25 protein-coding genes are annotated in these 24,167 nt (G+C 62.0%); 7 read left to right on the forward strand and 18 right to left on the reverse strand.

The annotated features are described in order from the left end of the window. Positions 1 to 37: 37 nt before the first annotated feature. The 9 genes from BMZ19_RS18490 to nifH form a co-directional block, all read right to left on the reverse strand. Positions 38 to 2,545, reverse strand: coding sequence for a DEAD/DEAH box helicase (locus tag BMZ19_RS18490; RefSeq protein ID WP_090313061.1), 2,508 nt, complete (start codon positions 2,543 to 2,545; stop codon positions 38 to 40). A 1-nt stretch (position 2,546) separates the two neighbouring features. Continuing rightward, the gene (locus tag BMZ19_RS18495) at positions 2,547 to 3,473 is read right to left on the reverse strand and encodes a HamA C-terminal domain-containing protein (protein WP_090313062.1); all 927 of its coding nucleotides are present in this window, start codon (positions 3,471 to 3,473) and stop codon (positions 2,547 to 2,549) included. A gap of 475 nt (positions 3,474 to 3,948) precedes the next feature. Next, positions 3,949 to 4,680, reverse strand: a complete 732-nt coding sequence (locus tag BMZ19_RS18500) for a 4Fe4S-binding leucine-rich repeat protein (RefSeq protein WP_090313063.1) — start codon at positions 4,678 to 4,680, stop codon at positions 3,949 to 3,951. Between the two features lie 8 nt (positions 4,681 to 4,688). Continuing rightward, positions 4,689 to 4,958, reverse strand: a complete 270-nt coding sequence (locus tag BMZ19_RS18505) for a DUF6129 family protein (RefSeq protein WP_090313064.1) — start codon at positions 4,956 to 4,958, stop codon at positions 4,689 to 4,691. A 10-nt stretch (positions 4,959 to 4,968) separates the two neighbouring features. After that, entirely contained in the window at positions 4,969 to 5,712 is a 744-nt protein-coding gene (locus BMZ19_RS18510; protein ID WP_090313065.1) for a dinitrogenase iron-molybdenum cofactor biosynthesis protein, read from the reverse strand. A gap of 3 nt (positions 5,713 to 5,715) precedes the next feature. After that, a complete protein-coding gene (gene nifT, locus BMZ19_RS18515) occupies positions 5,716 to 5,937 on the reverse strand; it encodes a putative nitrogen fixation protein NifT (RefSeq protein ID WP_090313066.1) in 222 nt (73 codons plus the stop codon). A 158-nt stretch (positions 5,938 to 6,095) separates the two neighbouring features. Beyond that, the gene (gene nifK, locus BMZ19_RS18520) at positions 6,096 to 7,667 is read right to left on the reverse strand and encodes a nitrogenase molybdenum-iron protein subunit beta (RefSeq protein WP_090313067.1); all 1,572 of its coding nucleotides are present in this window, start codon (positions 7,665 to 7,667) and stop codon (positions 6,096 to 6,098) included. A gap of 113 nt (positions 7,668 to 7,780) precedes the next feature. After that, a complete protein-coding gene (gene nifD, locus BMZ19_RS18525) occupies positions 7,781 to 9,262 on the reverse strand; it encodes a nitrogenase molybdenum-iron protein alpha chain (RefSeq protein WP_090313068.1) in 1,482 nt (493 codons plus the stop codon). A 122-nt stretch (positions 9,263 to 9,384) separates the two neighbouring features. Next, a complete protein-coding gene (gene nifH / locus BMZ19_RS18530) occupies positions 9,385 to 10,266 on the reverse strand; it encodes a nitrogenase iron protein (protein WP_090313069.1) in 882 nt (293 codons plus the stop codon). 443 nt (positions 10,267 to 10,709) lie between these two features. Here nifH and BMZ19_RS18535 point away from each other — a divergent pair, with 443 nt between their 5' ends. Beyond that, the gene (locus tag BMZ19_RS18535; RefSeq protein WP_090313070.1) at positions 10,710 to 11,606 is read left to right on the forward strand and encodes an SIR2 family protein; all 897 of its coding nucleotides are present in this window, start codon (positions 10,710 to 10,712) and stop codon (positions 11,604 to 11,606) included. Positions 11,607 to 11,608: 2 nt separating this feature from the next. Next, positions 11,609 to 12,172 (forward strand): hypothetical protein, encoded by a 564-nt coding sequence (locus BMZ19_RS18540; RefSeq protein WP_090313071.1) that lies wholly within the window; start codon positions 11,609 to 11,611, stop codon positions 12,170 to 12,172. 218 nt (positions 12,173 to 12,390) lie between these two features. Here the strand turns inward: BMZ19_RS18540 and BMZ19_RS18545 are convergent, their stop codons facing one another. Further along, positions 12,391 to 13,128 carry a helix-turn-helix domain-containing protein gene (locus tag BMZ19_RS18545; protein WP_090313072.1) on the reverse strand — a complete coding sequence of 246 codons (738 nt, stop codon included), beginning with the start codon at positions 13,126 to 13,128 and terminating at the stop codon, positions 12,391 to 12,393. Between the two features lie 117 nt (positions 13,129 to 13,245). On the opposite strand from BMZ19_RS18545, the gene BMZ19_RS18550 reads away from it, so the two are divergent. The 5 genes from BMZ19_RS18550 (at position 13,246) to BMZ19_RS18570 (ending at position 19,836) form a co-directional block, all read left to right on the forward strand. Then, positions 13,246 to 14,076 (forward strand): hypothetical protein, encoded by an 831-nt coding sequence (locus tag BMZ19_RS18550; protein WP_090313073.1) that lies wholly within the window; start codon positions 13,246 to 13,248, stop codon positions 14,074 to 14,076. 15 nt (positions 14,077 to 14,091) lie between these two features. Continuing rightward, the gene (aas, locus tag BMZ19_RS18555) at positions 14,092 to 16,266 is read left to right on the forward strand and encodes a bifunctional acyl-ACP--phospholipid O-acyltransferase/long-chain-fatty-acid--ACP ligase (RefSeq protein ID WP_090313074.1); all 2,175 of its coding nucleotides are present in this window, start codon (positions 14,092 to 14,094) and stop codon (positions 16,264 to 16,266) included. Then, positions 16,263 to 18,140: an MFS transporter gene (locus BMZ19_RS18560; RefSeq protein WP_090313075.1), complete on the forward strand. Its 1,878-nt coding sequence runs from the start codon at positions 16,263 to 16,265 to the stop codon at positions 18,138 to 18,140. The genes aas and BMZ19_RS18560 overlap by 4 nt, the downstream gene beginning before the upstream one ends. A gap of 98 nt (positions 18,141 to 18,238) precedes the next feature. After that, positions 18,239 to 19,162, forward strand: coding sequence for an aldo/keto reductase (locus tag BMZ19_RS18565; protein WP_090313076.1), 924 nt, complete (start codon positions 18,239 to 18,241; stop codon positions 19,160 to 19,162). Then, on the forward strand, positions 19,162 to 19,836 hold the full coding sequence (locus BMZ19_RS18570; protein ID WP_090313077.1) for a DUF6064 family protein: 675 nt from the start codon (positions 19,162 to 19,164) through the stop codon (positions 19,834 to 19,836). Before BMZ19_RS18565 ends, BMZ19_RS18570 begins: the two co-directional genes overlap by 1 nt. An 83-nt stretch (positions 19,837 to 19,919) precedes the next feature. Here BMZ19_RS18570 and BMZ19_RS18575 read toward each other — a convergent pair whose 3' ends face one another. From BMZ19_RS18575 to BMZ19_RS18600, 8 genes are all read right to left on the reverse strand, one after another. Continuing rightward, a complete protein-coding gene (locus tag BMZ19_RS18575) occupies positions 19,920 to 20,153 on the reverse strand; it encodes a hypothetical protein (protein ID WP_244517274.1) in 234 nt (77 codons plus the stop codon). Between the two features lie 197 nt (positions 20,154 to 20,350). Then, a complete protein-coding gene (locus BMZ19_RS18580; protein ID WP_090313078.1) occupies positions 20,351 to 20,779 on the reverse strand; it encodes a hypothetical protein in 429 nt (142 codons plus the stop codon). A 282-nt stretch (positions 20,780 to 21,061) separates the two neighbouring features. After that, positions 21,062 to 21,448, reverse strand: a complete 387-nt coding sequence (locus tag BMZ19_RS22270; RefSeq protein ID WP_139214709.1) for a hypothetical protein — start codon at positions 21,446 to 21,448, stop codon at positions 21,062 to 21,064. A gap of 406 nt (positions 21,449 to 21,854) precedes the next feature. Next, positions 21,855 to 22,586, reverse strand: a complete 732-nt coding sequence (locus BMZ19_RS18585) for a dinitrogenase iron-molybdenum cofactor biosynthesis protein (RefSeq protein WP_090313079.1) — start codon at positions 22,584 to 22,586, stop codon at positions 21,855 to 21,857. After that, positions 22,586 to 22,726: a hypothetical protein gene (locus tag BMZ19_RS22480; protein ID WP_170847809.1), complete on the reverse strand. Its 141-nt coding sequence runs from the start codon at positions 22,724 to 22,726 to the stop codon at positions 22,586 to 22,588. Before BMZ19_RS22480 ends, BMZ19_RS18585 begins: the two co-directional genes overlap by 1 nt. Positions 22,727 to 22,747: 21 nt before the next feature. Continuing rightward, complete coding sequence (locus tag BMZ19_RS18590) at positions 22,748 to 23,146, reverse strand: NifB/NifX family molybdenum-iron cluster-binding protein (RefSeq protein WP_090313080.1); 399 nt, start codon at positions 23,144 to 23,146, stop codon at positions 22,748 to 22,750. A gap of 2 nt (positions 23,147 to 23,148) precedes the next feature. Further along, positions 23,149 to 23,871 carry a dinitrogenase iron-molybdenum cofactor biosynthesis protein gene (locus tag BMZ19_RS18595; protein WP_090313081.1) on the reverse strand — a complete coding sequence of 241 codons (723 nt, stop codon included), beginning with the start codon at positions 23,869 to 23,871 and terminating at the stop codon, positions 23,149 to 23,151. A gap of 23 nt (positions 23,872 to 23,894) precedes the next feature. Further along, positions 23,895 to 24,149: an RnfH family protein gene (locus tag BMZ19_RS18600; protein ID WP_090313082.1), complete on the reverse strand. Its 255-nt coding sequence runs from the start codon at positions 24,147 to 24,149 to the stop codon at positions 23,895 to 23,897. Between the last annotated feature and the right edge of the window lie 18 nt (positions 24,150 to 24,167).

A 24,167-nucleotide genomic window follows, 5' to 3' on the forward strand; every position in this document is an offset into this window, starting at 1 on the left:
AGAATAAATCGCCCCCTTTCACCCCAAATATTCTCAATTACTGCCAACCGAGAATATCTTTTATTTCTTTCAGGCAGACCCTTGGCATTTTAAGCCTTGAGACCTCCGTTTCATTCAACACCTTCAGGTAGTCTTCTATTTCTACCGCCCCACTCCAATCAACAGCATTTTTAAGCTTAAGAGCGGTGAATCTAGAAAACCCAAGAGACATCAAACTAAGCTCTACCGCAGAGCATGCCCCAAACTCCAAGAATGTATGATATTGCGCCTGTTTCGCATCATCATCACTGAATCCTTTAGTGACGAGACAGTACCTTATAATATCCTCATAAGCACTAAAATATTTCACCATCTTAAATCGTATCTCGGACTCTATTACCTTTAGCAGTTCCCTTATTACCAGCGAGATACTTATATTTCCGCCACCTTTCTCCTTATAATTAACCCGCTCCCTAATCAGAGTACTTATTGACTCTCCGGTGATCCATTGATGCGCCAGGAACCCCACCCACTTTCTGAATTTTGGGTTTTCTGCCCATTCAAAAACTTCTGAAATCAAATTTATAGCGCTTACCATCCGATGGTATCCGCCCTGCTGAAATGGACTGATGAGTGAGAGCACCTCTGTATGCACCATGCTACATAGGCACTCATAAAGCTTCTGAAGGTGATCTGGCCTTAAGCTGCTATGGGATTTTAGAATTTCATCAGGCAGCGTAATTTTCAAGTTCTTTATGTGGCTGAGATTATCCACCAGGACTTCAAGATTTTCCTTTGTTTCATATCTCGATAGAACTTGGCCATCCCCAAGCGTGACTGTCTCTTGGTACAGCCGACTAAATCCAGCTTCCGCGAGATCTTTGTCTTCAATGCTTACATTCCCTTTTATAAGATCAAATATTAGTGAGCCACCATCATCCATTAGCCTTTCCATTGAGGCCTTTATTTCCTGAAGATTATCTCCTACATATGACTCTTCTTTCCAATCACTTGGCCGTACGCACCAAATATTTCCGTGAAACTCATGAAGAAGCCTGCCGGCACGCCCGGAAAGGTTCAAGAAGTCTGACCGTGACATAGGTGAGTTTCCGCTGTGCGGGTTTTCTATGACGATGTGCTTTGCGGGCAGGTTAACCCCTTGCAATAGAGTGCTGGTACAGCACAAAAATCTTACCTCCCCACTTTTAAACAGATCTTCAACACCTGCTCTAACAATGGATGGCATATCCCCATAGTGGAAGGCTATTCCGCGCTCTAACGTCTCTACCAGAGGGTAATCAGGGTGAATTTCCGCCTTAATGAATTGAATAAAATCTTTAACCTCATCGGATACAGTAAATTCTCTTCCTATCTTTAAAAGCTCACCTGCAACGCTTTCAGCCTCTCCAGGCCCATTTGCAAAAACAATAGTTGACTCGCCACTGAAGGTGATTTCATTAGCAAGATTCGCCCGTTGTTTTACCTTGGAACCCCTAAAACTGAAGCCAATAGGTGCATTCCCAAGATCTATGTTCTGGTTTGCCGCCACAAGGGAGGCGTTAATTAACTTAGACCGCCCTGGAACTTCCGATATAAGAAGAAGATTTTGTGATACAGGGGAGATTGTCTCTGTAAAAAACACCCCCTCATCTTGCCGACCAAATAGGCTGAGAAAGTATCCCGGATTACTAATTAACGGACTCGCGAAGAGAATGGATGTTTTAGGGTGCAGCGTTAACGCTAGGTCGACTGCGCTTTGAAGCGTAACACCTCTACTCCCCTTTTGAATTTCATGAGCCTCATCAACAAAAATAGATGTAATCGGCCTCTTGTTGTTTTCCGGCTTTAACAGACTCAGAAAGCGCTCAGGGGTCAGAACATATATAACACTGGCTACTTTCCGACTCTCCTTTATTGGAAATGGCGCAGTTCTGACTACTGCGCCAGCTATCCCTCTACTCCGTATAGCCGACCGCACTCTCGCTGAAACTTCCGATATTAGCGCCCTAGTTGGAACAACATAAACAATATTCTTCTCCACCCCCGCATCTAAGCGCCTTATTAAATCAAGATTCAGTATGAATGACTTTCCTGCCGAAGTAGGAGCGGAGATACTCAAGGACTTTTGAGACTCCAGCGATGCGTAAAATTTGTACTGAAAATCCGTTAATATAAAACCTTCATCAGTGGTGTTCTCCACCTCTCTTGCCAATCGCTCCAAAGAAAGGGAAAGAGCTGGAGAGGAACCATCCAATTCTTGATATCTCTTTCTGAGCAAAGCTCTTCCGGGAAAGTTACCTATTCTTGATAGCACTATATCGGCAGCCAGAGCAATGGCTTTTTTGTGGGGCAAATCGCTTTCAACAATCCGGCTAACTACTTCATATGCGAGCGATAAATCTTCTGGATTGTCAGAGATGGATAGTATAGATGACAGACCTATCAGTCTTCTAACTTCATCTTCAGTCAGCGAGCTGGCGCCTCGCCGCGCCGGAATCAAATGATCAATACTGTGCCGAAACAGCTTATCCAAATCCGATTTAAACCCTTCTAATTTGATTTCCATATCAGCTTAGGGCCTCATTGAATTCGTTTCTAAACTCTTGGACCGATGGGAACGGCATAAAGAAAATATCGAACCTTAGATATTTTCTCGAAAAACCATTCAACTTCTTCTCCAGCAAAACTGAGATGCTCTCTACTTCTTTCTCAAATTTCTCCCTAAACTCCATAGCAAGGTCTTGACTCGACTTAAAGCTTTCGTTTGAGTAAGCATTCCAGTTATATCCGATCAAACAGGCGTGATTGACTCTAGCCCCCGGCCCTGGCTCGCCAAGCATAATATGCTCCGCCACTGCTTCTTGAACCTCCATGTCGGCGTACTTAAAATGCTTTGTTATCATTGTAAACTCATGCTTATAGGACTCATCAGCATGAAAACTCTCAATACTTTTAAGCGCTGATGTAAGCGCATCGCCGATCTCTCTATACAGCTTCGACTCACCAAAATAGAAATCGACAACCTTGTCATACTCATTCCACTTTGCATGTATCCCATCAGAGCCATTAACCTCAAGCTTCTTATTTGTCTTAAGCTCCATCTTTGCAACAATTTGTGGAGCTTGAACAATAGATTCCATCAAGAAGAACAGTAGAGCTTCTCCGGCCTCGCCCGTTTTGTCAGGACTCTCATCGGTTACATCCGGATGGCGAAATAATTTTCGCGCCTCCTTGGTGAATCTGGCCGACTCTTTAGCCGTAAGAGTGGACGGCCTATTCTTTGCGGCTATACAGTAATGAACTATATATTGATAAAGCAGCTCTGCAAGAGCTTTTGTCATTGGACGCCCATTACCATCAAATCTTAGATGGTGAAACCTCAGATTTGCTTTCAAAGAACGCACACACTGAGTGTGTTCAATAGAGTCAATGCAGGCTTGGTAATCATCGCGATCGACAGCTATTAGAGACTGAATATCTGCCAACTTAACCATTCCTTGCCTCTCTTCCTTATAAGCACAACAGCACTTAGCCAATTTTTTTTCAGATTCGTTGTCCGGATTTTTTTGATATTTTTTGGCATCACTTAATCAGCAGACAACCAATATCATTGACAAATGAACCTGGCGAAAACCTCGAGATCTCTTATACCGTTCGCCCCTCGCTTGATGCTCCCCTAAAGCCTGTACGAAAAATCAGCCGAGAAAATACCAGGAAAGGCGAAAAGCGACGAGAAAGCGGAGTTTACTATTCCGAACTGCTTATCAACGCTGCATGGCCGAGCGCTGGAATTTTCCATGCAAAGCTTATATACGAAGACAGCTTATACGCCATGACTGCAATTCCCTTGCTTGCGGGGGCATCCAACAAGCACAGAGGGTATCGCGCGCGCCACAAAAAAAACAACCGGGACAGCCGTCGCCGTCCCGGTCCCCGAAGCAAAAAATCCGCTTTTGTCTGCCGACCGCCCTACCCCAACCGCTCCTCAATCGCCCTCCTCACCTCCGGGTCTTGCTCATCCAGCACGCGCAGGGCATCGAGCGGCGCGTTCTCCACCGCCGCCAGGCGCACGGTCCAGTCGGGGTCGTGGAGCATGTCAATCACGTCCTCGCCCTTGAGCCGCGAGGCGACGATGCGGCGGATTTCCGGTTCGGCGTCCTGGGCCATCAGGCCGAGGCTCATCTCCGGCAGGCGCTTGGCGACCAGCTTGCGCACCTGGCGGTCCTCGTCGCGGATGAAGCGGAACAGCCGGCCGGGGGCGATGCGCTGGACCACGTAGGCACGCACCAGGTAGTCGGGGTCGTCGGCCATCTGTTCGAGCTGTTCCAGCGGCAGGCGGTCGGCGACGGTGATGCGCACCTCGCGGTCCTCGTCCTGCAGCAGGGCGACGAGCTGCTCGCGCGGCAGCCGGTAGGCCACCGCGCGGCGCACCACTTCGTCGCTGTCGCGGATCAGCGGGGTCAGCGCCTCGACCGGGGCGTAGCGCACGGCGATGGCGCGGCGCTCCCAGAACGGGTCGCCGAGGTACTGCCCGGCCAGCTGCGGGTTGTTGCGGAAGAAGCGGTCGATCTGCCGGCCGCTCTGCACCGCCACGCAGGCATCGCCCGGGGTGCAGCGGCCGGCCAGCAGCAAGCTGCGGCGGAAGGCGCAGGCATGGCAGTCGCCGATGGGGGTGTGGTCCGGGCCTTGATCGTCGAGCATGCCGCACCTCAATCGGGGATGATTTCGGCCAGGACGATGCCGGAGGCGGCGTCGGGGTCGTTGCTCAGTATCGAGCAGTGATCGCTAGAGTTGACCAGGTAGAGGTTGAAGCGCGGGCGCTCGAACAGGGGCTTGGCGTTGACCATGATGTCGTCGTCCATGCACAGGGTGAAGTGCACCCCGGGGTTGGCGCTGCGCAGGCGGGCCAGCAGGGCGTCGTCGAGTACGCCCTCCTCGGCCTGGCGAATGACGTCGTCGAGTACGGCTTGGCTGATCATGGCTGTGTCCTCATCCGGAACTTTCACAAGTGAATCGCACGCGCTGGCCGGGCTCGGCGCCCATGGCCTTGGCCAGCCAGGGCGGTGGCGTGGTCGCCAGCACGCGCTGCAGCTCCTCGACGATTTCGCGGGCCGGCAGCGCTGTGGCGTGCTTGATCGGGTGCACCCCGGCGCGGATCACCTTGGCCGCCGCCGGGCCGCCGATGCTGAGGGTGTAGAGCAACTGGCAGTCGTGCAGCAGTTCGGCGCGCTGGGCATTGCGGTCGTCGTCCTCGCCGCAGGGACCCGGTTCGCGCAGTTCGATCAGGCGGCTTTCGCGCGGCGAGATCTGGTAGATCAGAAAGCGCGCGCAGCTGCCGAAACTGCCGTCCAGGCGCTCGCCGCTGTTGGAGGCGCAGGCGATGCGCACCGAATCGGCCAGCTCGCCGTCGCGATAGGCCTGCGGCACCGGCAGCGGCTCCTCCGGCATGTGCACGCCGCGGCCCTTGAGCAGGCCGACCGCGCGCTGCAGCTGACGCTCGGTTAGTTCCGGCTGCGCCGCCTCGTGCGGCCCCGGGGTCAGCAGCGCGGCGCGCAGACGGGCCATGCGCAGCTTGCTCAGACGGGCTTCGGTGATCGGCTCGCCGGTGACCGCCAGCAGCGCGCGCAGCAGACGTGCGGTATCCACGTCCTTGAGTTCGCGTGCGGCCAGGGCGATGCGCAGGGCCAGGTGGCCCGGCAGTTGCGCAGGCCTGGTCAGCGGTGGCGTGGCCATGGCTCAGGCCTCGCCGGCTCGCTTGGCGCGCAGGGTGATCGGCAGCTTCGGCGGTGCCGAAAGCGGTTCGAGATAGTAGCTGGAGCCATCGGCCAGGGTGACTTCGCCGCCCCAGCGGTCGGGGCTGTCGAATTCCAGGGCGGTGACGATTTCCTCCTGGTCCTTCTTGGCGATGTAGAAGGTCAGCTGACCTTTGGCGTTGTGGCGAAGCATGACGCTGGGCATGGGACGTTCTCCAGGAGCAAGGGGCTGACGGGCGACGCGCAGCGACCGAGGGCCGCCGCGCGCAGGATCGCCAGTGGAAAGGCCGGGGCGGACTGCGCCGCTCCGGCCGGAACCATCAACAAGAGCCATCAACAAGAGCCGTCGACAGACAACCGACCTTAGCGAACCAGGTCGTAGTTGTAGTCGGTGGTCTGCATGCCACGGGTTTCCTCGTCCAGACGCTCCAGCACCGAGTTGACGATGGTGGTCAGCATCTGCATGGCACCCTCGTAGCCCAGGGTGGTCTGGCGATGCAGGTGGTGACGGTCGAAGATCGGGAAGCCGAGGCGGATCAGCGGCACCTCGAATTCCTTGCCCTTGTGCAGGGTGTCGCGCTGGATGAACTTGCCGTAGCTGTTGCCGATCATGAAGTCCGGCTTGTTGGTGAAGACCAGCGAGCGCAGGTGCCAGAGGTCCTTGCCGACGTACACGGTGCAGTCCTTGCCGTACGGAGAGGCTTCGAGGATCGCATCCATGGCCTTCTTCCAACGCTTGTTGCCGTTGTTGCAGAGGATGTGGGTCGGCTCGCAACCCAGCTCCAGCAGGAACTTGGCCAGGCCCATGACGAAGTCCGGGTCGCCCCAGATGGCAAACTTCTTGCCGTGCAGCCAGGTGTGGGAGTCGGTGATCATGTCGACCAGGCGACCACGCTCTTTTTCCAGGCTGGCCGGGATCGGCTGACCGGTGATTTCGCTGATCTTCATCAGGAATTCGTCGGTCCAGTCCAGGCCCATCGGGATGCTCAGCTTGGGTACTTCGTGCTTCCAGGTGCCTTCGACCAGCTTCTTGGTCTTTTCCAGCTGCCACGGCTGCAGCAGCAGGGTGGTGGTGGCGTTCGGCGCGTCCTTGACCTCGGCCTGGCTGGTGCCGCCGGCGTACATGCGGAACTGGCCGTCGGCCGGGGTATCCAGCACCTCTTCGGGATCGGAGAGGAAGCTGTAGTCGACGTCCATTTCCTTGAGCATGCGCTTGATGACGCGGAAGTTGCCCAGGTAGGTCTCGAAGCCCGGAACGATGTTGACCTTGCCGTTGCTGCCAACGACCTTGTCTTCCATGTAGTTCAGGGTGAAGTAGCGGGCGATGCCCTCGAACATGTTGTCCCAGCCGGTCACATGGCTGCCGACGAAGCTCGGGGTGTGGGCGTACGGAACAGGGTAGTCCTGCTCGATGAACCCTTCCTTCTTCGAGTTGTTGATGAAGGCGTTGAGGTCGTCGCCGATGACTTCGGCCATGCAGGTGGTGGACACGGCGATCATGTCGGGCTTATAGGTCGCCTTGCAGTTCTGCAGACCGTCCTTCATGTTCTGCTGGCCGCCGAACACCGCCGCGTCTTCGGTCATCGAGTCGGATACGCAGGACACCGGCTCGCGGAAGTGGCGGTTGAAGTAGGTGCGGAAGTAGGCGACGCAGCCCTGCGAGCCGTGCACGTAGGGCATGGTTTTTTCGAAGCCCAGCGAGCAGAGCACCGCGCCCAGCGGCTGGCAGGCCTTGGCCGGGTTGACGGTCAGCGCTTCGCGCGCAAAGTTCAGCTCCTGGTATTCCTGGGTGGTGGTCCACTGGAAGACTTCGTCGATCTTGTCCTGCGGATGCTTCTCCTCGAAGTCATCGCGCTTGCGGGCAAGCATGTCCTTGTATTCTTCGTCGCGGAACAGCGGATAGCTGGGTTTGATGTTATCGACTTGCTGGCTCATGACTCTTCTCCTGCGCCTCACTCATCTGTGAACGGCGCTAGCGGATATCGGCCGCGGGCATGCCCCGGTTGGCGGGGCCGCCCGCAGCGGACGTTGCGTACGGTTGCGGACAATCAGGCGCTGACGGCGACTTTCTCGACGGCGGCTTCCGTCTTCTGCCAGGGAGCCTGCAGCCTGCTCCAGCACGGATTGTTCAGGGTCATGTCCATGTCACGGGCGAAGATGGCGAAGCCGTCGAAGCCGTGGTACGGGCCGGAGTAGTCCCAGGAGTGCATCTGGCGGAAGGGGATGCCCATCTTCTGGAAGATGAACTTTTCCTTGATGCCGGAGCCGATCAGGTCGGGCTTGACGCGCTTGACGAACTCTTCGAACTCGTAGCCGGTGACATCGTCGTACAGCAGGGTGGCGCTACCCATTTCCTTCATGGTGCGGTCGTAGTCGTCGTTGTGACCGAACTCGTAACCGGTACCGACCACTTCCATGCCCAGATCTTCGTAGGCACCGATCACGTGGCGCGGACGCAGGCCGCCGATGTAAAGCATGACGCGCTTGCCTTCCAGGCGCGGACGGTACTTGGCGACGACGGCTTCCCACTCGGCCTGGTACTTGGCAACCACTTCCTCGCACTTGGCCTGGATCGACTCGTCGAACTGGGCGGCGATGGCGCGCAGCGATTCGATGGTCTTGGTCGGGCCGAAGAAGTTGTATTCCATCCATGGGATACCGTACTTCTCTTCCATGTGACGGGAGATGTAGTTCATCGAGCGGTAGCAGTGCACCAGGTTCAGCTTGACCTTGGGGGTCAGCTCGATTTCGGCGATGGAACCGTCGCCGGACCACTGGGCCACCACGCGCAGGCCCATTTCTTCGAGCAGGATGCGCGAGGACCAGGCGTCGCCACCGATGTTGTAATCACCGATGATGGCCACGTCGTAGGGGGTGGTCTGGAAGGAGGTGTCTTCGTCGCGGGCGCCCAGCACCCAGTCGCGCACCGCGTCGTTGGCGATGTGGTGGCCGAGGGACTGCGACACGCCGCGGAAGCCTTCGCAACGCACCGGAACCACGGTGGTGTCGTGCTCGGCGGCCTTCTTCTTGGCGACCGCCTCGATGTCGTCGCCGATCAGACCGATCGGGCACTCGGACTGGATGGAGACACCCTTGTTCAGCGGGAACAGGGTTTCGACTTCGTCGATCAGCTTGGCCAGCTTCTTGTCGCCGCCGAAGACGATGTCCTTCTCCTGGAAGTCGGAGGTGAAGTTCATGGTGACGAAGGCGTTCACGCCGGTGGTGCCGATGTAGTAGTTACGACGGCCCGCACGCGAATACTGCCCGCAGCCCACCGGGCCGTGGGAGATGTGGATCATGTCCTTGATCGGACCCCAGACCACACCCTTGGAGCCGGCGTAGGCGCAGCCGCGGATGGTCATCAGACCCGGCAGCGACTTCTTGTTGGAGGTGATGCACTTCTTCGATTGTTCCAGGGTCGGATCGTTCGGAGACAGGTGCTTCGCGCGGTCCTTGCGGGCCTTCTCGGGATAGACTTCCAGGACTTCCTGGATGAGGCTTTCGACCTCTTCGCGTGACATACCGGACATGGGTATGACTCCTCTTGCCTTGCGTTCATATGCGGGTAACGGACCAGTCGCACTGCGCGCCGCGCAGTGCGACTATCCGGCAGGGCCCATCTGCCCTGCCCCGTCCTGCTGCAACGGTGCGATCAGGCACTGACCTCGTCGGCGGCGGTCTTGCCGACGATGCTCTCGTCCTCGACATCCATGACGCCGAACTCCATCAGCAGCGCTTCGAGTTCGTCCATGGTGATCGGGGTCGGGATGACCAGGTTCTTGTTCTCGTAGATCTTCTTGGCCAGCGCGCGGTACTCGTCGGCCTGCTTGGCGGCCGGGTCGTACTCGATCACGGTCATGCGGCGGATTTCGGCGCGCTGTACCACGTTGTCGCGCGGCACGAAATGGATCATCTGGGTGCCCATCTTCTCGGCCAGGGCGATGATCAGTTCGTCCTCGCGGTCGGTCTGACGGCTGTTGCAGATCAGGCCGGCCAGGCGCACGCTGCCCGAGTTGGCGTACTTGACGATGCCCTTGGAGATGTTGTTGGCGGCGTACATCGCCATCATCTCGCCGGAGCAGACGATGTAGATTTCCTGGGCCTTGTTCTCGCGGATGGGCATGGCGAAGCCGCCGCACACCACGTCGCCGAGCACGTCGTAGAACACGAAGTCCAGATCGTCCTCATAGGCGCCTTCCTCTTCGAGGAAGTTGATCGCGGTGATCACGCCACGGCCGGCGCAGCCAACACCTGGCTCCGGGCCACCGGACTCGACGCACTTGACGCCGCCGTAGCCGACCTTGAGCACGTCTTCCAGCTCGAGGTCTTCCACGGTGCCGGCCTCGGCCGCCATTTCCATGATGGTGTTCTGGGCCTTGGAGTGCAGGATCAGGCGAGTGGAGTCGGCTTTCGGATCGCAACCGACGATCATCACCTTCTTGCCCATCTCGGCCAGGGCTGCCACGAGGTTTTGGGTGGTCGTGGATTTGCCAATCCCACCCTTACCGTAGATAGCGCATTGACGCATTGCCATAATTGAGTTCCTCAGGTTTCGTTTCCACATCAAGTGGGCTGTAGGCACGAACAAGCCTGCGCATCGAGATAAATGCAGCCTTTGTGCCAGCCTTGAAAATGAAACCCAAGTTACTGTTTTAAAAGGGATTATTTTTAAATCACGGATTGTCGCGGACGTTTGATACACAACAAACATGCGTTATCCGCCGTATCAATGGCGACAACCCAACAAACTCCCCGAAACCTCGGGAACACTCTTATCAGTGAACTTTGCGCAGTTGTGGCAAACACGACAATTGTCGCGAAGCAACTCGCTCTCTCCAGTCAATTGGCGTCCAGCCAACTTCCCGGCATTCAATAAATCTTTTCAAGATCAAGGAGTTGTGACGATCACGCAAAGTGGCGCGGATATTGCGATTGGACTCTGCAGCAGTACGCCCCTATTCCCAGCAGGAGAGTCCAGTGAACAGCAGCCAGATAAAGGAGATCCTTGCCCAGCTCGGCAGCGGCGACATCGTTCCCTACCTGGGCCCCGGCGTCCTCGACGGCGTGGTCGACCGCCTGAGCGGCCAGCCGATCCCCGCCGACAGCGACAGCCTGATCCTCGCCATGACCGGCGGCCAGCCGATGTCGCCGCGGCTGATGTACGAGTTCCCGCGCGCGGCCATGCATCTGGAGAACAAGAAGGGCCGCAGCTTCATCGAGCGCTTCCTGACCCAGACCTACGGCGGCGACAACTGGACGCCCTCGCCCGTGCACCAGTGGCTGGCCGATCTGCAGCTGCCCTACATCATCGACTGCAACCGCGACACCCAGCTGCAGCGCTGCTATGCCGACCGCGCCCACACCCTGGTGGTCGGCGCCGCGCGCCTGGCCGGCACGCCCTACCGCTTCGACCTCTACCAGGGCGAGGCCGGCCAGTACCGGCCGATCAGCCTGGCCGAGGTGGATACGGCGCTGCCGGTGCTGTTCAAGCCGCTGGGCACGCCGCTGCCCAAGCCCGGCTACGTCGCCTCGGATGCCGACTTCGTCGACTACATCACCGAGCTGATGGGCGGCTTCGCAGTGCCGGCCTGGGTCAAGCTCAAGCGCCGCAACAAGCGCTACCTGTTCCTCGGCATGCCGTTCAACCGCGACACCGAGCGCATGGTGATGAGCGACCTGATCCACGACGCCGCCGAGCCTGCCGGCTGGGCGCTGATCGCCGAACCGGGCAACAGCGCGCGCAAGCTCTGCGCGCGCAAGCACGTGCAACTGATCGAGGCCGACTGGAGCAGCCTGTTCGCCCTCGGCACCCCCGACACCGCCGCCCACGTCCCTACCGGCGGCCTGAATCCCTTGACCGACATGAGAACCTGACCATGCTGCTGAAAACCTACGAAGCCCAAAACCTGCTGTGCAACCTGAGCGTCCTCGGCGCCACCAGCCGCACCGACACCTATGCCTTCCGCGGCGACCTGGTCGTGACCGAAGGCGATATCGCCGACGATGCCGGCCGTCGCCTGCCGCCGACCGCGGTGGTCAAGCAGGCCGTCGTGCTCGCCGTCGGCGACAAGCTGACCATGGTCGCCGGTGGCCTGGTGCACCTGGCCGATCTGCCGCTGTTCATCGAGCGCTATCGCGGCGATCTGGCCGCCGAGGTCAGCGTGCTGTTCTACGTCGAGGACCTGACCAAGGCGCTCATCACCGAGCTGGACGGCGTGAAGATGATCCTCCTGCCGCACGAGGAAGGCGCCATCTGGAACACCCTGATGGGCGACCTGCGCCTGGACAAGGAAGACTTCAAGGGCCAGAGCGCCGAAGACAAGGTGATCACCCAGTACGAGGCCCTGAAGACCTTCAAGCCGAAGCTGGAAACCATCGCCTTCGAGACCGCCCTGACCTTCGTCAGCAAGATCCAGCGCGAGCATCGCGGTCCGGTCTGATTCATCTGCTCTACAGAGCCTGTTCAGGATCTCGCGAGCTAGAGCCAGGCAAGGCGAAATCGGTTGAGGAAGCGGAGTTTACAAGTGGTAAATGAGCATTCCGAAACCGATGTCAACGCAGCCAGGCCGACGCGCAGCAGATCCTGAATAGGCTCTCAGTGTCCCGCTAGGCCGATAAGCCACTCCCCCGCTCCAGGGGGAGTTTTTCTTTGCGCCAATCAACGCGGACGGCGCAACGCGGTAAACGCCCCCAGTTCCCACTCACGCAGCGCCAGCAGCAGCCCGCAGCCGTGGCGCTTGCCCAGCGGGGCGGCGAGACTCTCCTCGTGCAGTTCGGCGAACTTCTGCCGCAGCTTGCGGATCTCCGCCTGCAGGCGCGCCTGTGCCGACTCGGTGAGCATGCCGTGGGAGAACGCCAGCACCTCGTCGCTGCCGGCAAAGTCGCTGGCGAGGAAGTCGCCCAGGCCGCGACGGCGGAAGAACGCGCGGATCGGTCCAGCGGGCAGCCAGTCGAAGTCGCGCGCCACGTTGAGCCGTACGCGGTTGCCCGGCAGCAGCTGGATCAGGCGCAGGCGGTCGAGGCGCGCCAGGCGCTGGATGCACTCGGCCTCGCTGAGTCGGTATACGCTGAGCATGTCCGCCAAGGTCCACTGGTTGAGCACGCACACCGCCACCAGCAGCAGCTTCTCGTCGCCGATCAGCTCCTGCTCCTGGTCTTCACTGAGGGTGTGCAGGCGGCTTTCGCCGAGCGCCGCCTCCTGGGTCAGTTCGGCGAGGGTGAAGCCGAGCAGGTGGCTGATCTCCACCAGCCGTTCCAGACTGAAGCTGCCGCTGGCGAACAGGCGCTTGATGCTCGGCTCGGAAACGCCGAGGGCGCCGGCCAGGTCGCGGTAGGTCATGCCGTGGATCTTCAGGCGGCGCTTGAGGGTGGCCACCAGCTGGTCGAGTTCGCCCATGGAAAAAGTCGCATATTCCGATACTTTGCCGGTCAGTCTACGCGCCTTTTTCCGAAAAAGTTCAACCCTGCTTTGCCGGCAGGCATCCTGAGACCGTCCATTTCAGGGAGAAATGCCATGAACCGCCTGTGCCATCACCTGCCCCTCGTGCTCACCGCGCTGCTGACCGGCGCCGCCCTGCTCTACGGCCCCGTCGCCCAGCTGGCCAACTACCACGCCTTCGCCGACCAGAGCGAAGTCCTCGGCATCGCGCATTTCACCGACGTGCTGTCCAACCTCGGCTTCGCCCTGGTGGCGCTGTGGGGTCTGTGGCGCCTGGTGCCGGCGCGCCGCTCGGCCGCCCTCGTCCACGGCTGGCCCGGCTACTACCTGTTTCTCGTCGGCCTGCTGCTGACCGCCTTCGGCTCCAGCTGGTATCACCTCGATCCCGACAATGCGCGGCTGATCTGGGACCGCGTGCCCATCGCCCTGGCCAGCGGCGGTCTGCTCGCCGGGGTATGGGGCGACTGCCGGCAGCGCAGCAGCGCCCTGCTCGCCGGCGCGCTGGCGCTGGCAGCGCCGCTGAGCGTCGCCTGGTGGTACTGGACCGAGCTGGCCGGCGCCGACGACCTGCGCCCCTACCTGCTGCTGCAGGTGCTGCCGATCGTGCTGATCCCGCTGTGGCAGTGGCTGCACGGCCGCCCGCGTGGCGAGCGCCTGGCCTTCGCCGTCGCTCTGGCGCTGTACATCGTCGGCAAGTTTGCCGAACTGCTCGACCACCAGATCGCCGCGCTGCTCGGCCCGCTCAGCGGCCACACCCTCAAGCATCTGCTGTCCAGCGTCGCCACCGCCGTGGTGGTCGCCCAGCTAGTACGGCGCAGTAGCACTACGCTGCAGAAACCGCGCGCCCCGCTGGCCGCCGACACCGCCGCGGTGGCACCATCCCGGCACAGCACCCACCATCACTGAGGTCAGGGAACGATCATGCTCAAGAACCTCCTGCGCCGCCTGTTCCAGGCCCTGTTGCGCGTCCGCGTCACCGGCGATCCCGAGGTGCTGCGCAACCCGCGCACGCTGATCGTCGCCAACCACGAGTCGTTCCTCGACGGCCTGCTGCTCGGCCTGTTCCTGCCGGTCGACGCGGTGTTCGTGGTGCACACGCAGATCGCCAACCGTCCGCTGTTCCGCTGCCTGCTGTATTTCGTGCCGCACCTGGCGGTCGACTCGACCAGCCCGCTGGCGATCAAACAGATCGTCAAGCTGGTGGAGAGTGGCCGGCCGGTGATGATCTTCCCCGAGGGCCGCATCACCCGCACCGGCTCGCTGATGAAGGTCTACGACGGCGCTGCCTTCGTCGCCGCCAAGACCGGCGCGACCATCGTGCCGGTGCGCATCGACGGCGCCGCGCGCAGCTACTTCGGCCGACTGGCCGGGATCTATCCGCGTCGCGCGCTGCCGCAGGTGAGCATCGCCATCCAGCCGCGCCGCTACATCCCGATGCCCGAGCTGCCGTCGGCCAAACTGCGCCGCCGGCGTGCCGGCGAGCTGCTGCGCCACATCCTCCTCGACATGCTGGTCGCCACCCGCCCGCAGCGCACCCTGTTCGAGGCCTTCCTCGAGGCCAAAGCCACCTTCTGCGCCAACTACAAGCTGGTCGAGGACATCCGCCTGCAGGAGGAGTCCTACGGCTCGCTGCTGAAGATGGCTCTGGGCCTGGCCCGCCTGATGGCGCGCCACAGCGCACCGGGCGAAGTGGTCGGCGTGCTCACCCCCAACGCCGTGCCGACCCTCGGCCTGGTGCTCGGCCTGTCGTTGTCCGGGCGCATCCCCGCCATGCTCAACTACACCGCCGGCAGCGAGGGCCTGCGCGCCGCCTGCACCGCCGCCAACATCCACACCCTGGTCGCCTCGCGCACCTTCATCGACAAGGCGCGCCTCGGCCCTCTGCTCGAATGGCTCGACGGCGTCCGCGTGCTGTATCTGGAGGACCTCAAGAGCGAGCTGACTATCGCCGACCGCCTTTGGCTGCTCGCCCACCTGATCGTCCCGCGCCGCGCCGCGATGCCCCAGCAGCCCGACGATGCCGCGTTGGTGCTGTTCACCTCCGGCTCGGAAGGCAAGCCCAAGGGCGTGGTGCATTCGCACAATTCGCTGCTCTCCAACGTCGCCCAGGTGCGCGCGGTGGCCGACTTCACTCCGCTCGACAAGTTCATGATGGCGCTGCCGCTATTCCACTCCTTCGGCCTGACCTGCGGCGTGCTGCTGCCGCTGGTGTCCGGCTGCAAGGTGTTCCTCTACCCCAGTCCGCTGCACTACCGGATCATTCCGGAGATCGTCTACGACCGTGACTGCACCGTGCTGTTCGGCACCTCGACCTTCCTCGCCCACTACGGCAAGTTCGCCCACCCCTACGACTTCGGCCGCCTGCGCTACGTGGTCGCCGGCGCCGAGCGCCTCAACGACGAGGTACGCCAGCTGTGGATCGACAAGTTCGGCATCCGCATCCTCGAGGGCTACGGCGTCACCGAGTGCGCGCCGGTGGTGGCGGTCAACGTGCCGATGGCCTGCCGGCGCGGCAGCGTCGGCCAGCTGCTGCCCGGCATGCGCTACCAGCTCGAAGCGGTGCCCGGCATCGACCACGGCGGCGCGCTGCACGTGCAGGGACCGAACCTGATGAAGGGCTACCTGTTGTTCGACCAGCCCGGCATCATCCAGCCGCCGCCGGCCAGCAGCCCCGGCTGGTACGCCACCGGCGACATCGTCGAGTTCGACGCCGACGGCTTCCTGCACATCCGCGGCCGCCTCAAGCGCTTCGCCAAGCTGGCCGGCGAGATGATCTCGCTGGAAGTGGTCGAGCAGATCGCCGCCAGCGCCGCGCCGGGCAGCCTGCATGCCGCCTCGACACGCAGCGATGCCGCCAAGGGCGAGGCGCTGGTGCTGTTCACCAGCGCACCGGCGCTGAGTCGCGAGCAGCTGCTCGCCGCGGCGCGCAGCCTCGGCGCCCCGGAACTGGCGGTGCCGCGCGACATCCGCCACATCGCCGAGATACCCCTGCTCGGCTCCGGCAAGACCGACTACGTCGCCCTCAAGCGCCTGGCCGAGGCCGGCGCCGAGCGCCCCGCCCTCGCCGCGGACGCCAGCCAGGACAGCCCGACATGAGTTCGCCCCTCGACCTGCTCAAGGCGCGCCGCTTCGGCCCGCTGTTCGCCACCCAGTTCCTCGGCGCGTTCAACGACAACCTGTTCAAGAACGCGCTGGTGGTGCTGCTGACCTTCCAGGCCACGCAGTGGACTACGCTCGGCGTCGGCATGCTGGCCAACCTGGCGGCGGGCCTGTTCATCCTGCCGTTCTTTCTGTTCTCGGCCACCGCCGGCCAACTCGCCGACAAGTACGACAAGGCCGTGCTGGCGCGCTGGACCAAGCTGCTGGAGATTGTCATCGTGCTGGTCGCCGGTGCCGGCTTCTGGGCACACAGCCTCGAACTGCTGCTCGCCGCGCTTTTCCTGCTCGGCCTGCAGTCGACCCTGTTCGGCCCGGTGAAGTACGCCATCCTGCCGCAGCACCTCCACGAGGACGAGCTGGTCGGCGGCAACGCGCTGATCGAGGCCGGCACCTTCGTCGCCATCCTGGTCGGCACCCTGGCCGGTGGCCTGCTCGCCGGCGCCGCGGACAGCATGCTGTGGATCACCGCCGGCTGCCTGCTGGTCGCCGTGCTCGGTTACTGGAGCAGCCTGGGCATTCCCCCCGCCCCGGCGCCTGAACCGCAGCTCAAGATCAACCCCAACCCGCTGAGCGAGACCTGGCGCAACATCGGCTTCGCCCGCGAGAGCCATACGGTGTTCCTGGCGATCCTCGGCATCTCCTGGTTCTGGCTGTACGGCGCGCTGCTGCTCGCCCAGTTCCCCGCCTACGCCAAGGACGTGCTGGGCGGCACCGAGAGCGGGGTGACCCTGTTGCTCGGCATCTTCACCCTCGGCATCGGCGCCGGCTCGATGCTCTGCGAGCGGCTGTCCGGCAGGCTGGTGGAGATCGGCCTGGTGCCGCTCGGCTCCATCGGCCTGACCGTGTTCGGCCTCGACCTGGCCTTCGCCTCGCCGGACATGCCGCCGCCGGCGCCGCTGGCTTTCGCCGAACTGCTGCAGGCGCCGGGTACCCTGCGCGTGCTGTTCGACCTGTTCGGGCTGGGTCTCTTTGGCGGCTTCTTCATCGTGCCGCTGTACGCGCTGATGCAGTTGCGCTCGGCCGCCGAGCACCGCGCACGGATCGTCGCCGCCAACAACATCCTCAACGCGCTGTTCATGGTGGTCGGCGCCGGCGCCGCGGCCGGGCTGCTCGCCGCCGGCCTGTCGATCCCCGAACTGTTCGCCTGCGCGGCGCTGGCCAACGCGCTGGTCGCCGTGTACATCTACCGGCTGGTGCCGGAGTTCCTGCTGCGCTTCCTCGACTGGCTGCTGATCCACTCGGTCTACCGGCTGGACAAGCAGGGCGTCGAACGCATCCCCTTCAGCGGCCCGGCCCTGCTGGTGTGCAACCACGTCAGCTATGTCGACGCCCTGGTGATCGCCGCCGCCTGCCGGCGGCCGATCCGCTTCGTGATGGACCACCGCATCTTCCACTGGCCGCTGCTGTCCTTCGTGTTCCGCCACGCCCGCGCCATCCCCATCGCCCCGGCGAAGGAGGACGCCGCGCTGCTGGACAGGGCCTATGCCGACGTGGCGAGTGCGCTGGAGGCCGGCGAGCTGGTGGCGATCTTCCCCGAGGGGCACCTGACCGACGACGGCGAGATCGGTCCGTTCCGCCCCGGCACCCAGCGCATCCTCGAGTGCAACCCGGTCGAGGTGCTGCCCATGGCGCTGTCCGGGCTGTGGGACAGCCCGTTCTCGCGCCAGGCCACCACGCTGCTGCAGCGCCTGCGCCAGCTGCACCCGCTGCGGCGCGTCACGCTGAATGTCGGCGAGCCGCTGGCGGCGGAACAGGCCGAGCCGCAGGCGTTGCGCCAGCGGGTTGTGGAGTTGCGTGGCAGCGAGAAATAAGGTTCTTCGCGGGCCGCTCGGCCGGCAGCGGCTCCCCGGCTCCGCAGCCGGAGGTATGCTGACTGCACGGCAACTTCAAACTGGGCGAGGGACTGGATATGGGACCTCCTCTGCAGATCACCCGCCGCCGGCTGCTCGGCGCGCTCGCCGCTCTGGCCCTGCTGGGCCCGCGCCTGGCGCCGGCACGGGAGGACGGACCGGCCACCCGGCCCATCCCCTCCAGCGGTGAGCGCCTGCCGCTGGTCGGCCTGGGCAGCTGGATCACCTTCAACGTCGGCGACGACCGCGCTGCCCGCGACGCCTGTGCCGAGGTGATGGCCAACTTCTTCCGCGCCGGCGGACAGCTGATCGACAGCTCGCCCATGTACGGCTCGGCGCAGGAAGTGATCGGCTATGGCCTCGCCAAGCTGGGACATCCCGCGCGGCTGTTCTCTGCCGACAAGGTGTGGATTGCCGACGGCGCGGCCGGCCGTAGGCAGATGGAAACCTCGCGCCAACGCTGGGGCATCCCGCGCTTCGACCTGTTGCAGGTGCACAACCTGCTTGCCTGGCCGGCGCACCTGCCGACGCTGTTCGCGATGAAGGCGGCCGGTCAGCTGCGCTACGTGGGCATCACCACCTCGCACGGTCATCGCCATGACGAGATGGCGCGGATCATGGCCAGCCAGCCGCTGGATTTCGTCCAGCTGACCTACAACCTCGTCGACCGTGAAGTGGAACAGCGCCTGCTGCCGCTCGCCCGCGAACGCGGCATCGCCGTCATCGTCAACCGGCCGTTCCAGCGCGGCGCGCTGCTGAGCAAGCTCGGCCGCCAGCCGCTGCCAGCATGGGCGGGCGAAATCGACTGCACCAGCTGGGCCCAGTTCGCCCTCAAGTTCGTCATTTCCCATCCGGACGTCACCTGCGCGATTTCGGCCACCTCCCGCGTCGACCACGTGCTGGAGAATCTGGGCACGGCCACCGGAGCACTGCCGGATCAGGCCATGCGCAGCCGCATGGCCGCATTGGCGGCCCGACTCTGATGGCGGAGTGGTGGCTCTACGGCCCGCGCGATCTGCTGCTGTTTGCGCCGCGCACCTATTACCGGCTGTTCGAACTCTACAACCTCGAACTCTGGCCATTGCAGCTGCTCGCCCTCGCGCTCGGCACGACGGTGCTGGTGTTGTGGCGCCGCGGCGGCGCGCGGGCGGGGCGCGCCATCGCCGCGATCCTGCTGCTCTGCTGGCTGTGGGTCGCCTGGGGGTTCCACTGGCAGCGCTACGCCAGCATCAACCTGGCCGCCGGCTATTTCGCGCTGGCCTTCGTCGCCCAGGCGCTGCTGCTGCTCTGGCTGGGCGTGCTGCGCGGCCGGCTCGCCCCGGCACCGGCCACGCGGCTGCAGCAGCGCGCCGGTCTGATCCTGGTGCTGTTTGCCCTGCTGGGTTTCCCCTTGCTGGGCCCGCTGCTGGGCAGAAGCTGGACGCAGGCCGAGGTGTTCGGCATGGCGCCCGACCCGACCGCGCTGGCGACCCTCGGCGTCCTGCTGCTGGCCGGCGGGCGGCCGGCGTGGGGTCTGTGGCCGCTTCCCGTGGCCTGGTGCCTGGTCAGCGGCACGACCCTGTGGGCGATGGAGGCACCCGACTTTGCGCTGGCGCCGCTGGCCGCGTTGCTGGCGGTCGGCCTGGCCGCCGGCGGCGCCGCGAGGCGCTCGAGGTGACGCCCCACGCAGTCAGCTGCCGACGGCCCTATCCGCCGCAGGCATCTTCGCGTTGCGGCTGGCGAGATCACGCGGAGCGACGCTCAGAAGCCGAACTGGCCGAGGGCGGCCATCAGCACCAGCGCCAACACGGCGAGGCCGACGCACTGCACCCAGCGCTCCTCACTGTGGCCACTGCGCCAGCCATGGCGGGGATATCTACCCAGGGTGAACAGCTTCACCCACGGCCAGCCGACCCAGTAGAAGAAAGTGCCGAGGAAGAAGTCGCCGATGACGTCGACGAGAAGACGCCCAACCAGAGCCAGAATCTGATCCATTTTTTACTGACTCCAGCAAATAAATCCGTCCCGTTTTTCTGCCACCGTGCATACGGGACACGTACACGGCGGTTCGATGGATATATTCCTACCGCGCCGCAATGGCCGGCAGACCCAAATTCTCGATGAACCGCACCGGCAAGGCCAGTACCGGGGTCGTGCTCAACCACCAGCGGCCGACCGCCATGCTATGCGGCCTAGCTTTGCCAGTGATAGACATTCGTAACCTTCTCGCTGCTATCAAAACAGACGCGCAAGTAGTCGGTATCGATCTTCAAACCTGAACAGTAGCCAAGCTCGTAATCGAAGCAGTTGTTTTTGGCTGTCCGCATAGGCTCACCGATTAGGCGGGTAACCGTTGCCTTGGGTGCTCCAACAGTCAAATGATTTCTCTCCAAATCCCGGCACATCGGGCCACGAAGACATGCCATCTCTTTGTCGAAGCAATCATGATCACTCTTGCAGCTCAGCGCGGAAGACCAGACTGCGCTGTCAAAGCTCTCTCCCATGAATGGTAGATCGTGAAAGGCAAAGCGGAGAATGGGTTTCCAAAATAGAACAAGCAGCAATAACACTGCTGCAGTGAAAATGACAGCCCACTTCATGATCTTTAAGGCGCGTGACATAAAATCCTCAAGATGCATAACAATTAAGTCAACAGGCGAGCAAAAGCATAACTTTTGCGAGTCCAGCGAGCGAAGCAAACGATTTGAATACGGAGCAAGGCCGATAACAATGCTGACCCCCCGTGATCGATTGAGCGCTTGCCCCCGCTGCGCGAACTACAGAATGGCCCGGGCGGCAACGCCCAGCGAAGGCCGGATATACGAATGCAACCGCACTGACGACAGGGTTGGAACAGGGTTACTCACCACTTGTGGGGAGAGTCCATATACGCCTTGTTAGGACTACACAAATGCAAGGCTGAGCACCAGTCCAGGCGTGGTGAGAGCTAGAAGGATAATAGCAAGTCTTTTCAGGGCAAATAGAGTGACCTGTGTAGTGGTGTTTGCATGCATTGGAGATATGAAGCCCCATGCGAAACCGATAATTGGGTAGTGTGCAAATATTAATGCTAGACCTAAAGTTGGTTGGCCGTGCACGGGCTTCATGTTGGAAAAGAGGTTGACCATTGCATACGGTGATGTAAATGTATTGGAAATGAAGGCGGCAATACCTAGTGTATTGCCATTTATGATTAATAAAAATTGAATCAAGGCAATTAGTAGAAAAACCAGAGCTAGGAATGCAGCAGAGCCTATTCTGTGCCCAGGGGGCGGGATTAATAGAGGCATGCTGGATATCCTAACTATAAATAGACACCAAGTGGTGTATGACTCCCCGGACGGGGCTTGTGGATAACATTCCTTGTCCTTCCGTTCATCCCTGTCTAGACCGCGGCTTTCAGCGGTAGGGTGGTGCCTCTGGGGAGTTATACACCAGAGACAGCAAGCGGATGACAGGACGTTAACGGCGATACCCGTGCTTGTCCACCGCAAGCGCGCATGCGGATATGAGCCATCTGCCAATTGAGAAACCCGACGCAGATTTGGCGTCTGCGCCGGGGCGGGTGACCGGGGAAACAGTGCATAGCCTTTCGATGCTATTTCGCCAGGTGCCATTCCCCGCCGTAGGCAGGCTAGTCGTGCGACTGACAGGCAGGCAAGGCGCTGGCGGCCAGCAGACGGTGTTCGCTGCGCTTCAAGCCACCTCGTCCGACAGGGCAAAGCGCACCCGCTGCTCGGCGCTCTGCCCGAGCAGCTTGGCCAGCCACGGTGGCGGCGAGCCGGCCATCACGCGCTGCAGTTCGGCCAGCACCACCTCGGCCTGGTCGCCCTGGGGTTTCTTCAGCGGGTGGATGCCGGCCTTGACCACCTTGGCCGCGGCAGGGCCGCCGATGGAGACGACATACAGCACCTGGCAGTCGGCGATCTGCTCGACGCGCCAGGCGTTCTTGTCCTCGGCCAGATCGGCTTCCAGGGTCGAGCGAATGTCGATCAGCGTCTGCTCGCCGGCGCCGACCTGATAGATCAGAAAACGCAGACAGGTGCCGAAGTGGCCATCGAGCTGCGCACCGTTGTTGGAGGCAATGGCCACGCGGATCGAGCCGGCCGGCACCTCGCTCAAGGCCGCCGGCTGCGGCAGGTCGTCGGCGACGGTCTCGCCCCAGAGGATGCGCACCGCCTCCTTGAGGGCCGCCATCGGCGTATCGAGCAGGTCGACGTCCTCCTCGGAGCCGGCCAGGCCGATCTTCAGGTCGGTGACGGTCACCCCCTGCAGGCTCTGTTCGGTCAGCGGGCCGTTGACCTGCTGGTTGAGGATTTCCAGCAGTTGGCCGACGCTGGTGCCGGGCAGGGCCCGGGCAGCCAGGGCGATGCGCAGCGCGGTTTCGCGGCTCATGCTTACGGGATTCATGCTTGCAGGACTATTCATCAGCGGGCTCCTGGACGACCGCGGCGGTCGTCATGGTCATGGGGTCGAGCATGGGGCAGCGGATCGTCAGCAACTGGCGCGCGGGTGGCCAGCGCGATACGCAGGGCGGCTTCGCGGCTCAGGTTCGCGGGACTGTTCATCGCTGCCTCCTCGGCCTTGGCTTATGCCTGGTGGTACCCTTCCCCGCCGCACGCATGCTCGTCGTGGGGCTGGCCGGGCGGCAGGGCGTCGGCGAGGAAGGCCTTGACCGCGCGTTCGGGATCGCTTTCGCCGGTGGTGAGCAGGCTCACGCCGCGCTCGCCGAGACGACGGATCACGCCGTCGCCGGCACTGCCGGCAATCGCCACGTCCACCGCATGCAGCGGGTGGCGCTCGGGCTGCTCGCAGACATGCCACTCGTGCAGGCAGGCGTGCTCGTCCAATTCGAGGGTGTAGGCGCCGTCCGGTGCCTCGCCCGGCCAGACGTCGAACACCCGCCAGCGATGGGCCCGCCCGGCGTGGCCGGCCACCTGGCCCTGGCGGTCGATGGCCACGGCGATCAGTCGACGAATATCACTCATGTTCAAAGCACCTCATCCGAACGGGAAAAGCGCACGCGCTGCTCGGCGGCGACACCGAGCAGCTTGGCCAGCCACGGCGGCGGCGAGCCGGCCATCACCGCCTGCAGTTCGGCGAGGATGTCCGCCGCCATGCCGCCCTCGATCCGCTTCATCGGGTAGATGTCGGCACGCACCACCTTGGCCGCCGCCGGTCCGCCGACCGACACCACGTAGAGCACCTGGCAGTCGCGGATCAGGTCGACGCGAAAGCCGTTGCGGTCATCCGAGAAGTCGGCCTCCAGGGCCGAACGGACATCGACCAGCGCCTTTTCCTCGGCGCTCACCTGGTAGATCAGAAAGCGCAGGCAGGAGCCGAAGTGGCCGTCCAGGTTCTCGCCGCTGTTGGAGGCGATGGCCACGCGGATCGAGCGCTCCGGCAGCGTGTCGAGGACCACCGGCTGCGGCAGGTCGCTGTCCACGGTCTCGCCCCAGAGGATGCGCACTGCGTCCTTGATCGCCGGCAGGCCGACGCTGATGTCCTCGCCATCCTCCTCGCCGTCGGCACTGGCGAAGCCGGTCTTGAGGTTGGTGACGGTCACCGTCTGCAGGCTCTCCTCGGTCAGCGGGCCTTCGATGCTCTGATGAAGCATCTCCAGCAGCCTGCCGACGCCGATGCCGGGCAGTACCCGGGCGGCCAGGGCGATGCGCAGCGCGGTGTCGCGACTCATGTTCATGGGGGTTTGCATCAGCGGCCTCCTCGGCGAGCTAATCAATCGTCATCGTCGTCATCGTCGAGCACCCGCGTGATGCGCTGGTAGATCTCCACGCGGTCGCCTTCCTTCAACGGACTGTCGAGCTTCACCAACTTGCCGAACACGCCGACCTTCTGTTTTTTCAGGTCGATCTCCGGGCAGAAGCGCAGCAGCCCGGACTGCTCGATGGCCTGGGCCACGCTACTGCCGTCGGCGACCTGGCAGCTCAGCAGTAACGGCTGGGCGGCGGCATACACCACAGCGACTTTCATGGTTTCACTCCTGTGCCG

The organism is Pseudomonas linyingensis (assembly GCF_900109175.1).
GTDB lineage: Bacteria > Pseudomonadota > Gammaproteobacteria > Pseudomonadales > Pseudomonadaceae > Geopseudomonas > Geopseudomonas linyingensis.